Source organism: Cellulosimicrobium sp. RS, assembly GCF_046159675.1.
GTDB lineage: Bacteria > Actinomycetota > Actinomycetes > Actinomycetales > Cellulomonadaceae > Cellulosimicrobium > Cellulosimicrobium funkei.
In genome coordinates this window covers 17,504-29,845 of sequence record NZ_JBJXVU010000005.1, presented here as the reverse complement: position 1 = coordinate 29,845, position 12,342 = coordinate 17,504, and the positions used below count along the sequence as shown (strand labels likewise).

At 73.6% G+C, this 12,342-nt stretch carries 10 protein-coding genes; 2 read left to right on the top strand and 8 right to left on the bottom strand.

Features of this window, described 5'->3' with window-relative positions:
• Positions 1-71: 71 nt before the first annotated feature.
• From ACI769_RS09165 to ACI769_RS09155, 3 genes are all read right to left on the bottom strand, one after another.
• Positions 72-290: a PspC domain-containing protein gene (locus ACI769_RS09165; protein WP_021482897.1), complete on the bottom strand. Its 219-nt coding sequence runs from the start codon at positions 288-290 to the stop codon at positions 72-74.
• 93 nt (positions 291-383) lie between these two features.
• Entirely contained in the window at positions 384-962 is a 579-nt protein-coding gene (locus ACI769_RS09160) for an O-acetyl-ADP-ribose deacetylase (RefSeq protein ID WP_085387072.1), read from the bottom strand.
• 101 nt (positions 963-1,063) lie between these two features.
• Positions 1,064-2,269 carry a beta-ketoacyl synthase gene (locus ACI769_RS09155; RefSeq protein ID WP_085387073.1) on the bottom strand — a complete coding sequence of 402 codons (1,206 nt, stop codon included), beginning with the start codon at positions 2,267-2,269 and terminating at the stop codon, positions 1,064-1,066.
• Between the two features lie 282 nt (positions 2,270-2,551).
• On the opposite strand from ACI769_RS09155, the gene ACI769_RS09150 reads away from it, so the two are divergent.
• Together ACI769_RS09150 and ACI769_RS09145 are read left to right on the top strand one after the other, a co-directional pair.
• The gene (locus ACI769_RS09150) at positions 2,552-3,400 is read left to right on the top strand and encodes an endo alpha-1,4 polygalactosaminidase (RefSeq protein WP_085388608.1); all 849 of its coding nucleotides are present in this window, start codon (positions 2,552-2,554) and stop codon (positions 3,398-3,400) included.
• A gap of 92 nt (positions 3,401-3,492) precedes the next feature.
• Positions 3,493-3,969 (top strand): hypothetical protein, encoded by a 477-nt coding sequence (locus tag ACI769_RS09145; protein ID WP_144722295.1) that lies wholly within the window; start codon positions 3,493-3,495, stop codon positions 3,967-3,969.
• A 46-nt stretch (positions 3,970-4,015) separates the two neighbouring features.
• Here the strand turns inward: ACI769_RS09145 and ACI769_RS09140 are convergent, their stop codons facing one another.
• The 5 genes from ACI769_RS09140 to hrpA form a co-directional block, all read right to left on the bottom strand.
• Positions 4,016-4,117, bottom strand: coding sequence for a DUF3418 domain-containing protein (locus ACI769_RS09140; protein ID WP_157446559.1), 102 nt, complete (start codon positions 4,115-4,117; stop codon positions 4,016-4,018).
• 11 nt (positions 4,118-4,128) lie between these two features.
• Entirely contained in the window at positions 4,129-6,327 is a 2,199-nt protein-coding gene (locus ACI769_RS09135) for an ABC transporter permease (protein ID WP_157446560.1), read from the bottom strand.
• A 101-nt stretch (positions 6,328-6,428) separates the two neighbouring features.
• Positions 6,429-7,124, bottom strand: a complete 696-nt coding sequence (locus ACI769_RS09130; protein ID WP_198163148.1) for an ABC transporter ATP-binding protein — start codon at positions 7,122-7,124, stop codon at positions 6,429-6,431.
• Positions 7,121-7,324: a hypothetical protein gene (locus ACI769_RS09125; protein ID WP_137280949.1), complete on the bottom strand. Its 204-nt coding sequence runs from the start codon at positions 7,322-7,324 to the stop codon at positions 7,121-7,123. Before ACI769_RS09125 ends, ACI769_RS09130 begins: the two co-directional genes overlap by 4 nt.
• 111 nt (positions 7,325-7,435) lie before the next feature.
• Positions 7,436-12,298, bottom strand: a complete 4,863-nt coding sequence (gene hrpA / locus ACI769_RS09120) for an ATP-dependent RNA helicase HrpA (RefSeq protein WP_085387076.1) — start codon at positions 12,296-12,298, stop codon at positions 7,436-7,438.
• Positions 12,299-12,342 lie beyond the last annotated feature (44 nt).

Below are 12,342 nucleotides of genomic sequence, written 5' to 3'. Positions count from 1 at the left end.
GCGTCCGACCGGCGTCGCGTCCGACCGGCGTCGCGTCCGACCGGCGTCGCGGCTGACCGGCGTCGGCCGGGTCAGTCGCGGTCGTTCGGCATGAGGGCCCACAGGACCAGGTACGCGATGACCTGGGGGCCCGGGAGCAGGATCGAGACCGCGGCGACGATGCGGACGACGGTCGGGTCCCAGCCGAACCGGCGGGCGATCCCGGCGCACACGCCGGCGATCATCCGGCCGTGGCGCGGTCGGGACAGCGTCGGGCGGTACGCGGCGGTGGAGGCGTCTGAGGTGCTCATGCCTCGACGGTACGAGCGTCCCGGGCGCCCCGGTATCCGGAGGTCCCCCGACCCGACCCTGATCCTCGGGGCGGTGACCCCGAGGGTCGGGGCTCAGCGGGCGAGGGCGGCCTGGAACGCCGCGAGCGCCCGCGGCGTCGCGAGGGCGAACGTCACGGCCGCGACGCCCGGCCCGGGGCGCGATCCGTCCCGGTCCCGGGCTGCCGCCGGGTCGGCGGGCTCGTCGAAGAGGTCGGGTGCGGACCAGCCGCGGACGGCGTCCACCGCCACGCGGGCGACCTCCTCGACGTCCCAGCCGTACGCGCCCGCGCTGATCGCGGGGAAGGCGACGGTCGTGGCGCCGAGGTCGTCCGCGACGTCGAGCGAGCGGGCGAAGCACGACGCGAGGAGCGCGGGGTCCGTCTCGCCGCGGTAGCGGTTCGGCCCGACGGTGTGCACGACCCAGCGGGCGGGGAGGTCGTAGGCGTCGGTGGCGACGGCGTCGCCCACGGGCAGGCCGTCGGGGAGGGTCGTGCGCCGGAGCCGACGGCACTCCTCCAGGAGCCGCGGCCCGGCCGCGGCGTGGATCGCGCCGTCCACCCCGCCGCCGCCCAGGAGGGACGAGTTCGCGGCGTTGACGATCGCGTCGACGTCGAGCGTCGTGATGTCGGCGAGGCGTGCGTCGAGGTCCATCGCTCCATCGTGCCCGGGGACGGGGTTGCTCGCCGTCGACCACGGGGTCCGTGGCGTCCTGGCCGCCTTCCCGACGGCGACCTCGTGCTCGGCGACCCCGGTCAGTCGCGCGAGACCACGACGCTCGAGCTGTGACCGCCGAACCCGAACGCGTCGACGAGCGCGTGCCGGGCCGACGTCGTGGCCGCCTCCCGGACGACGTCGAGGTCGATCGCGGGGTCGAGCGTGTCGACGTTGAGCGTGGGCGGCACGCGGCCGTCGCGCAGGGCGAGGAGCGCGACGAGGACGCCCAGCGCGCCCGACGCGCCGAGGAGGTGGCCCGTCGCGCCCTTCGTGCTCGTGACGGGCGGCGGCATCCCGAGGGCGGCGCGCAGCGCGTCCGCCTCGTTGACGTCCCCGACGGGGGTCGCCGTCGCATGCGCGTGGACGAGCCCGACGTCCTCGGGGGAGAGGCACGCCGAGCGCAGCGCCATCGTGATCGTGCGGGCCTGGTTCTCGGGGTCGCCGCCGACGATGTCGTACGCGTCCGACGTCAGGGCCGCACCCGAGACGACGCCGTGCACGACCGCCCCGCGGGCCCGGGCGTGGTCCTCGCGCTCGAGCACGAGGAGCGTCGAGCCCTCGCCCATGACGAACCCGTCCCGGTCCACGTCGAACGGCCGGGACGCGCGCTCCGGCTCGTCGTTGCGGGTCGACATCGCGCGGGCCGCGGCGAAGGCCGCGAGCGAGAACGGCTGGACGCCCGCCTCGACGCCCCCGCACACGACGACGTCTGCCGAGCCGGCGAGGATCATCTCGCGGCCCATCGTGATCGCCTCCGAGCCCGCCGCGCACGCGCTGATCGGGGCGCGCGCGCCGGCCTTGGCGCCGAGGTCGATCGACAGCCACGCGGCCGGGCCGTTGGCCATGAGCATCGTCACGGTGTGCGGGGAGACACGCCGGTGGCCCTGCTCGTGCAGGACGCGCGACTGGTCGAGCGTCGTCGCGATCCCGCCGTTCGCGGAGCCGACGACGACGGCGAGACGCGTCGGGTCGACGTCGGGCGACCCGGCGGACGCCCACGCCTCGCGGCCCGCGACGAGCGTGAGCTGCTCCGCACGGTCCGTGCGGCGCCGCTCCCGGACGGAGAGCGCCTCGGCGAAGGCGTCGTCGACGCGCGCGGCGATGCGCACGGGCAGCTCGGCCGCCCAGTCGTCGTCGATCGCCTGCACGCCCGGCTCCCCGCGCAGCAGCGCCTCCCACGTGTCGGGGGCGGTGCGCCCGACCGGGGTCACCGCCCCGTACCCGCTGACGACGACTCGTGTCATGGTGTGCCCCTTGCAGCCGAGCCGCCGAGAACGGCGACGGGTGTGGTCGATGGGTCTTATTCCAAGTCATCGCGGCGGCCTTTGTCGCCCTCGCAGGTGTGACGGTGCGCACGCCCGCATCCCGGCAGGAGCGGCGGACGACTGCCGCGAGCGCCCGCCGGCCGCGTACGGTCGGCACAGCGGCCGCCGTCGGGGAGGCCGCTGGACGAGGGCGGGGGAGCCGCGGTGCACCGTGCGGGGACGCGAGGGCCTGCTGCCCGACGGCGCGCGCACCGGGCCGTGGTGGCGGTCGCCGTGGGCGTCGTCGTGCTCGGGACCGGGTCGTGCACCGCCCCCGCGTCCCCGGCGCCCGCGGCCTCTGCCCGGGCGGAGACACCCGCCCTGCCGCCCACGGACGGCGTGCTCGACTACCAGCTCGGCGCCGCGTACGACGAGGTCGACGCGGGGGACGGGCCCGTGCGGCCGGACGTCGTCGTGCGGGACGCGACCGCCGCACCGCTGCCGGGCGTGTACTCGGTCTGCTACGTCAACGGCTTCCAGACCCAGCCGGGAGAGACCGACCGGTGGCTCGACGGCCACGAGGACCTGCTCCTGCACGACGCCGACGGGACGCTCGTCGTCGACCCCGACTGGCCGGACGAGCACGTCCTCGACCCCTCCACGCCCGAGCAGCGCGACGGCATCCTCGCGATCCTCGGGCCCGTCGTCACGGGCTGCGCCGACGACGGCTTCGACGCCGTCGAGCTCGACAACCTCGACACCTGGACGCGGTTCGACGCCATCGACGAGGACGGCGCCCACGCCCTCGCCCGCGCGTACGTCGACCTCGCGCACGACGCCGGGCTCGCCGTCGCGCAGAAGAACGCGGCGGAGATCGCGACCGTCGCGCACGACGACCTCGGCTTCGACCTCGCCGTCACCGAGGAGTGCGCGGTCTTCGACGAGTGCGCCGCGTACACCGACGTCTACGGCGACCACGTGCTCCAGGTCGAGTACCCCGACGCGCTCGCCGACGCGGGCCTGACCTTCGACGACGTCTGCGCCCGCGACGACCGCGCCCCGCTCACCGTCCTGCGCGACCGCGACCTCGTCGGCCCGGACGAGCCGGGCTACGTCTACGCGTCGTGCTGACCGCGGTGTCGACGAGTGTCGGCCGGCAGCGACGGCTGCAGGCGGCCGACGAGCCGTGGCGGTCGCCCCGGCACTCTGGTGCACTGTCCGGTGTGAGCGCACAGACCCCGACCGGGGCGGCTCTCCGGGCACTCGTCCCGGAGCTGATGGCCGGCTACGACGACATCGTGTGGCAGTTCGACGACGACGTGTCCGACGCCCTCTGCGTCGTGATGAGGCCGGTCAGAGCGCCTGAGCGTGTCGCGCGCGTGCTCGTCCACCGCGGCGAGGAGGTCTTCGCGCTGCAGCTCGATTCCCACTTCGGGGTGACGTTCGAGTACGAGCAGGACGAGAAGCCGAATGAGCTTCGTGATCGGCTGGCCACCGCGGTCGCCGCGGTCCGCGGACCCAGCCGCCTCGTCCTGACCTTTGCCGGCTCCACGCAGACACGGAGCGAGCTCGTGCTCGCACCCGACTCGCCCGACGAGCGCAGCGACGGCATCTGGATGGAGCGGCAGACCGCCGAGATTCTCTGGCGCGTGCGACGGCGCCGACTTCGGCGAGAGGTACGCGACTTCCCCAGGCTCTAGCGTGCCCCTCCGTCTGCTCGTCGAGGCCGTGCCGGCGATCGAGCCGTCACCAGCCGTCGGGCGTGAGGAGCGTGCGGATGCGCTTCTCGCTCACCGGGCCGTCGGTGCCGCGCTGCTGCGCGAGCAGCGACACGCGCAGCTCAGGCACTGCTCAGCCCTTCACGTCGTACGCAGGGACTCGATGTCGACGTCACGCGGTGCCATGGCTGCGGTGGTCACGGCCACGCCGACCACGGCGGCGACGGTGAGAGCCGCAAGGACGGCGATCGACGCCCAGTCCGGTTCCCGGACGAGACCGCCCGCGTACTGCCAGGCCAGGCCGCCGAGGACCCCGCAGAGCAGGGCGAGCGACGCTCCTGTCCCGAGGGTCGTCAGCGACTCCCAGCGGTGAGCCGCTCGCAGGGTGGATGCGTCGACACCTGCGGCCAGCAGACTCATGTCGGGGCGGCGTCGCGTCGTCGCACGATCCGCCAACGCGACAGCGAGGGCGAGCACCGTCATCACCGTCCCCAGGAGGAGGCCGAGCCGGACGAACCCGTTGATCATCGCGATGTTGCGTCCACTGTCAGGGTCGAGTCCTGTCGCGGTGGGCTGACTGTATGGGGCCGTCCGGTAGATGCTGGCGAGCGTCGCGGCGACGTCGGCCGACGGAACAGCCGTCACGAGCTGGACGTTCGTCGCGTATGCGGTCCCACCGGCCTCGGTGACGACGGGGCCACGAGCTACGGCATCGAGGACGGCAGCCGGATCGATGGTGACGAGCAGATCGACACCTGACTCGGCGAGGAGACCGGCGACGTTCTCGGGGAGCACTCCGCGATGCGGGAGGTTCTCCGCGAGCGACGCGATCGCCGGGACGTCGTCGACCCGGACGGACGACGGGTCCTCGTCGATCGACGAGGTCAGCACCGCGCCGTCGACGCAGCCGGGAACCGACGCCCCACCGACGGCGCGGAGGAAGGCGTCCACGCGATCGCACGGCGCGATGGCGGCCAGGCGCATCTCCGGCGACGCGGGATCGCTCGCCGCCAACCCGATCGCCGCGGTGGGCAGCTCGTCGAGCAGCGTGGCCGCTCCGCCGTCCGGAAGCTCGGAGACGTCGACGGCGACCGGGACGACCGCGGCGGTGGGGACGCTCACGGCACGGGCGTCCCGTGTCTGACCGATGGTCACGCCTGCGGCCATGACGAGGAGCGCGAGCGCGACGACCAGACGTGCGCCGTCACGTGGGTCGAAGGCGGCTCGCGCTCCGCCGAGCCGTGCCGAGACCGTCTTCCCGTGGACCGCGAGGACACGGCCCGACCAACGGATGACGGAGGGCATCGCGACGGCGAGCCCGGCCGCCGTCACGACGACGGCCGTGGACATGAGGAGGTCGAGGCGCACGGGCGTCACCCCGGGGGGACGAAGCGCCCCCGTGACGACCTGAGCGGAGAGAGACGTCAGGCCGCACGCGAGAGGAACCAGTCTCCACGCGGAGACGGTGCGCGCGGGGTCCGCCTGCCGGATCTCCGCCCGTGTTCCCGTCCCGGTCTCGATCCGTCGACCGATGACGACCGCCAGCGTGAGAAGCAGGACCCCGGGGAGGATCGCCGTCGCCGCCGTGAGCTCTGTGTCGGAGGCGAACCAGGTCGTGCCCAGCAGCCCGGACCGAGCGACGACCCGGTTGACGACGGGAAAGACTGCGACTCCACCGAGCCACCCGATGAACGAGAGCGTCGTCACCTCGAGCATGTTGACGCTACGGATCGTCGAGGTCGACGCACCGAGGAACTGGAGGACTGCGAGCCGCCGTGCTCGGGTCGCCGCGGAGAGCCTGGTCGCAACCCCGAGGAACGCCGCGACCGGTAGTCCCACGAGAACCGCGAGGACGGTGACGAGCGCGGCGACCTGTCCAGGAGGGATGTCCGGGGTGTCTCGGTCGTGCGCGCCCGCGCCCGTCGCCCCCGGCGCGACGACACCCTCACCACCACGAGGTTGCTCTGACGCCGGCACCCCCCGGTAGATGACGAGCTCGTCCGGGCTGCGGAGCCCGGCGTCCCCGACGGTCCCGGCGACCCTCCCCGGGGCCAAGGCCCGGAACGCCGCGGTCGAACGTAGCTCTTCCGCAGCCGGGGACAGGATGACCTCGCCGGAGGCGGGCCATCGGCCGAGGCCCGGGGGCAACGGGAGCTCGCCGTCGAGCGGATCGACGTCCACGCGAAGCAGCATCCGCTCCCCGTAGGCGATGCGTGACACCGTCACGCGAGCCTGGGAGTGCGCGTCGTCGACCGCCGACGTGAAGGAGCGTTCCCACGTGCGGTCCGCCTGCGCCGAGACGACGGTCGCGGCAGCGATGCAGAGGAGTGTGCCGACCATGGCCATGCACACGCCGCCGACGACGAGCGCTCGCGACCACCACCGGCGGTGCCCGCTCGATCGGAGAAGACGAAGCCCGAGGAGCGTCGCGCTACGACGGTTCATGCGACCGGGTGCGGGCGTGCGCCGTGTGGCGCCCCGATCTCGGCCATGTCGACGACCCGGTCCGCCAGGGCCGCGACGGCCGCGTCGTGCGTGGCGAGGACGACCGCAGCGCCGCGGCTCCGTGCCGCGTCGAGCAAGAGCTCCAGGACGCGCCCTCCGGTCGCTGCATCGAGGGCCCCGGTGGGTTCGTCGGCGAGCACGACCGAGGGTTCATGGATCAGCGCTCGGGCAACGGCAGCCCTCTGGGCCTGCCCGCCCGAGACCTGAGCCGGGTACCGCTGGGCGAGCTGGGATATGCCCAGCTCGCCCAGCAGATCACGCGCCGTGCGTGTCGCGACTCGCCGCGGTGACCCGAGCAGCTCGAGCGGGAGCGAGACGTTCTCCAGGAGCGTGAGCTCGGCGATGAGCTCCGAGAACTGAAAGACCATTCCCACGTGCCGCCTGCGGATCGCGCTCCGCTCCTCCGTGGTCATTCCCGTGATGACGTGCCCGGTCACGGCCACCGCCCCGGAGGACGGGACGAGGATTCCGGACAGGCAGTGCAGGAGCGTCGTCTTGCCGGTGCCGCTCGTGCCCGTCAACGCGACGGCCTCACGGCCGACGGTCAGATCGACGTGGTCGAGAATCGGCTGCTCGAGGGGAAAGGCGAAAGAGATCGCGCGCGCCTCGACGGCGACCGTGCGCTCGGTCACCGGGTGTAGGTCTTCTCCGCCGAGCAGTTGTCCGGGAGGAGCGTGCCGCGGTCTCGGCACACCTTGGCGCGCGCCCTCGTCACGTACAGCTGAGGCGCCGCCCAGATGTACTGGTTCAGGTACTTGTCGGCGTCGACCGGTGCGTAGGAGGGGTTGTACCCGTAGCCCTCGCCGGCCAACCGTGAACGACGTCCCTTCATCTTTCCCCCTGGCGAGATGCGCCCCACACCGGCGATTCGATCGGGACGCTAACGAACCTCGTCCGTGGCGTCAAGGACGAGGCGCGTCGTGGATCGCGTTCCCGCCGCGCGTCACCAGCCGTCAGGTGTGAGGAGCTTGCGGATGCGCTTCTCGCTCACCGGGCCGTCGGTGCCGAGCTGCTGCGCGAACAGCGACACGCGCAGCTCCTCGATCAGCCACCGCACCTCGGCCAGGTCGGCGGCGCGGACCGGGTCGGCCGGGCCCTGGGCGTACGCGGCACGGGCGCGCTGGTAGGCGTCCTCGACGTCGTGCACGCGCCACGCGAGCTCGGCGTCGCGGTTCGGGTTCGACTGCGCCTTCTCCAGCCGGTACGACGCCGCCCGCAGGTAGCGAGTCAGGTGCGGCAGGCGTCGGGGCGGGGTCTGCGAGACGAAGCCGTCGTGGATCAGGCCCGCGGCCTGGTCGCGCAGGTCGGTGAGCGTGTTGAGCAGCGCGAGGCTGTTCGACGCGCGGATCTCCGCGTCGAGGTTCCGCGACGCGGTGAGCGCGGCGACCACGTGCCCGACCACCTGGTGCACGTGCTCCTCCAGGTGCGCGCGGACGAACGTGCGCGCGGCCGCGTAGGCCTCGGCGTCTCTGATCGTGGCCGCGTCGGGCTGCCCGCTGCCGCCGCTCGTCAGCGCGATCACCGCGGCGAGCTGCAGGTCCGCGACGAGCGCGTCCGTGTTCCGGTAGGGGCTGGCCGCCAACGTGAGCGACTGCGTCCCGTTCCACCGGCTCGTGATGCGCCCGGTCTGCAGCGCCGTCTCGGTCAGCAGCAGACGCCGCACACCCCGCGCGTGCTCCCGCGCCTGCGCGGTCGCGTCGGCCAGCACGCGCAGCGCGACGACCGGCTTCCCCTTCGCGTCCTGCTCCTCGACGACCGCCGGGTACCCCCGCACCACGACCCCACCCCCGAGGTCGGTCGACACCGTCGCGGGCAGCCGCCCGTCGGTGAGGTCGTCGGGCCAGGTGGTCAGGTCGGTGCGCTCGCTCACCAGGCTCGTGGTCGAGCCCGCGGGCGGTGTGCCGTCGATGCTCGGGCCGGCCGCGCCGTGACTTGGTGCGGTCGGCCGTCCATGTCCGCGCGCGGCCTCGACGCCCGTCGCGCCCGACGACGCGCCGCCCGCTCGTCCTGCACCTCGCCCGGGTGAGCCGGACGCGGAGGCGGGGGAGGGGGCGTCGGATGCGAAGGGCGTGGCGGGCCTGGCGGGAGCGCCGTGAGGAACGAGCGGCGCGGATGGTAGCCCGAGCACCGACGCCCCCTCCGCCGCCGGACCCGACCCCGGGACCGACGCACCCGACCCCGAGACCGACGCACCCGACCCGGGAACCGATCCTGAAGCGGCCTCACGAAGAGCAGCACCCACCGCTCCCTTGACCGCCGCGCGGACGGCGGCCTGGTTCTGCGCGGCGAGACGGCGCTGGAGCGCGAGGAGGTCCTTCGACTCGTCGAGCACGACGGAGCCGCCGCGCCCGCGGGTGTCCTCGACGCGGAACGTCATGCGCAGGTGCGCAGGCAGGCGCGCCTCCTGCTCGGGGCCCCATGCGTCGTCGGGGATGACGACGTCGCGCAGCGCCCGGACGGCGCGCGTGAACGCGACGTGGAACGGCTCGGCCATGTCGCCCGCGCGGGCCATGTCCTCCCAGGCGGGCGTGTGCTCGCGGAGCCAGGCGACGACGTCGCGCGCGACGTCCGGTGCCGGCACGAGCTGGACACGGACCGGCTTGGGCAGCGAGCGGATCGTCGCCGTGGCGAGCTCGTCGAGCAGGCCCGGCACCATCCAGTCGAACCCGTCGGGGACGACGCGGTTGAGCACGGAGATCGGGACGTGCACGGTCACGCCGTCGGCCTCGGTCCCGGGCTGGAACTGGTAGGTGAGCGGGAGCGTCAGCTCGCCCTGAGGCCAGGTCTCGGGGAACTGCGACGTGTCGACCTGCTCGGCGTCGGGCACGAGCTGTTCGAGCGTGAAGGTGAGCAGGTCGGGGTCGCGGCGCTGCGCCGTCTTCCACCAGCGGTCGAAGTGCGCGGCGGACACGACGTCGTCGGGCACGCGCTCGTCGTAGAAGTCGAACAGCACGTCGTCGTCGACGACGAGCCCGCGCTGGCGCGAGCGCGCCTCGAGCTCCTCCGCCTCGGCGAGGAGCTTGCGGTTGTCGTGGAAGAACCGGTGGTGGGTCGTCCACTCGCCCTGCACGAGCGCGTGCCGCACGAACATCTCGCGCGCGGCCTCGGGGTCGACCTTCGCGTAGAGGACCTTGCGGTCCGCGACGATCGGCACGCCGTACAGCAGCACCTTCTCGGTCGCGATCGCCGCGCCGCGCTTGGTCGACCAGTGCGGCTCGGAGTACGTGCGCCGCGCGAGGTCGCCCGCGAGGTCCTCGGCCCACTCGGGCTGGATGCGGGCGACGTCGCGCGCCCACAGCCGCGACGTCTCGACGAGCTCTCCCGCCATGATCCAGGCCGGCGGCTTCTTGCTCAGCGGCGAGCCGGGGAAGATCGCGAACCGCGCGCCGCGCGCGCCGGTGTACTCGTTGCGGGCCTGCTTCTGCGCCCGCCGCAGCGCCTTGGCGCGGGCCTCGCCCTTGAGGTGCGCGACCGACGACGCCTTCACCTCGCCCGTGTCCTGCATCCCGATCTGCGACAGCAGGCCGGACAGGAGCGCCTTGTGGATCGTGTCCCCGTCCCAGGCGCGCTTGTAGGCCTGGGTGTCGGGGGTTGCGTCGGGGGCGGTGGTCGGGTCCGCGGCGGCTGCCCCCGAGGTGCTCGGGCTACCATCCGCGCCGCTCGTTCCTCGCGTCGCTCCCGCCAGGCCCGCCACGCCCTTCGCATCCTCGGGCGCAGCCGCCGCTCGCCCTGGACCTCGCCGCCCGTCGTCACCGGCCGCGCCGCGTGCGCGCGGCTTGTACGACATGTCGATGCCGAGGGGCTTGGACATCTCGCGGAGCTGGGCGACGACGTCCTGCCACTCGCGGATGCGCAGGAAGTTGAGGTACTCGGCCTTGCACAGGCGGCGGAAGGCCGACGACGAGAGCTCGTGCTGCTGCTCGCGGACGTACTCCCAGACGTTGAGGTAGGTGAGGAAGTCGGAGTGCGGGTCGGTGAAGCGCGCGTGCGCCTGGTCGGCTTGGGCACGGACCTCGGCGGGGCGCTCGCGCGGGTCCTGGATCGACATGACGGCGGCGATGATCGCGACCTCGCGCGCGACGCCGAGCCTCGAGCCCTCCCAGATCATGCGGGCGAGGCGCGGGTCCATGGGGAGCTGCGCGAGGACGCGCCCGACCTCGGTGAGGCGCGTGACGCCGTCGGACGTGGCGAGGGCGCCGAGCTCGGTGAGGAGCTGCACGCCGTCGCGCACGGCGCGCGTGTCCGGGGGCTCGACGAACGGGAAGCGCGCGACCTCGTCGGGGGTCTCGACGACGCCGACGGAGATCATCTGGAGCAACACGGACGCGAGGGAGGTGCGCAGGATCTCCGGCTCGGTGAACTCGGGCCGGGCGAGGAAGTCGTCCTCGGAGTAGAGGCGCACCGCGATGCCGTCGGCGACGCGGCCGGAGCGGCCGGAGCGCTGGTTCGCGCTCGCCTGCGAGACGGGCTCGATGGGCAGGCGCTGGACCTTCGTCGCCTTGGAGTAGCGCGAGATGCGGGCCGTGCCAGGGTCGACGACGTAGTGGATCCCGGGCACGGTGAGCGACGTCTCGGCGACGTTCGTCGCGAGCACGATGCGCCGCGAGGAGTGCGCCTGGAACACGCGGTGCTGCTCGGCCGACGACAGCCGCGCGTACAGCGGCAGGATCTCGACGCGCTGCGGGTGCTTCGGGTCGGTGATGCGGTCCTTGAGGTGGCCGGTGAGCGCGTCGGCGGCGTCGTGGATCTCGCGCTCGCCGGAGAGGAACACGAGGATGTCGCCCGGTCCCTCGCGCATGAGCTCGTCGCACGCGTCGACGATGCCGGTCACGAGGTCCTTCTCCTCGGCGCCCGCGCGGCCCTTCGCCTTCGTGCCGCTGCCGGGGTCGACGTCCGGGGACAGCGGCCGGTACCGGATCTCGACCGGGTAGGTGCGGCCGGACACCTCGACGACGGGCGCGGCGTCGGGCAGCGCGTCGACCACGTACTCCGGCGCGCCGCCGAGCTGGGCGAGGTGCGCGGGGGAGAAGTGCTGCGCGAAGCGCTCGGAGTCGATCGTCGCCGACGTGATGATCAGCTTGAGGTCGGGGCGGCGCGGCAGGAGCCGCGCGAGGTAGCCGAGCAGGAAGTCGATGTTGAGGGACCGCTCGTGCGCCTCGTCGACGATGATCGTGTCGTACGCGAGGAGCTCCGGGTCGCGCTGGATCTGCGCGAGCAGGATGCCGTCCGTCATGACCTTGACGAGCGTGTCCTCGCTGGACGTGTCGGTGAACCGCACCTGGTACCCGACGACGCCGCCCAGCTCCGTGCCGAGCTCCTCCGCGATGCGCTCGGCGACCGTGCGCGCGGCGATGCGGCGGGGCTGCGTGTGCCCGACCTGACCCGAGCGGCCTCGGCCGAGCTCGAGCGCGATCTTGGGGAGCTGCGTCGTCTTCCCGGAGCCCGTCTCGCCCGCCACGATGACGACCTGGTGGTCGCGGATCGCGGCGGCGATGTCCGCGCGTCGGGCGCTGACCGGAAGCTGCTCGGGGTACGTGATGGGCGGGACCGTCACGTTAGCGCGCGCCTGCGCGGCCCGGTCGAGCTGCGCGCGGCTCACCTGCCGCGGGCCCGACGTCGTCCGCTCGCCCCGCCCGCGACGCGTCGGCTCCGTGGTCGTCGAGGTGCCCGACGCCGTCCGCTCGCCTCGCCCGCGCCCGCGGCGGTTCCCGCGGCGTCGGCGACCCTCGCGCGGGGTGCCCTCGGCGGCGCCGTCCCGCTGGGGAGGGCGCGCGTCAGGTTGGTTCGCTGCGGGCTCGGTACTCACGACGGTCCATTCTCTCAACCTCTCGCAACTTCATTGCTCTCGAG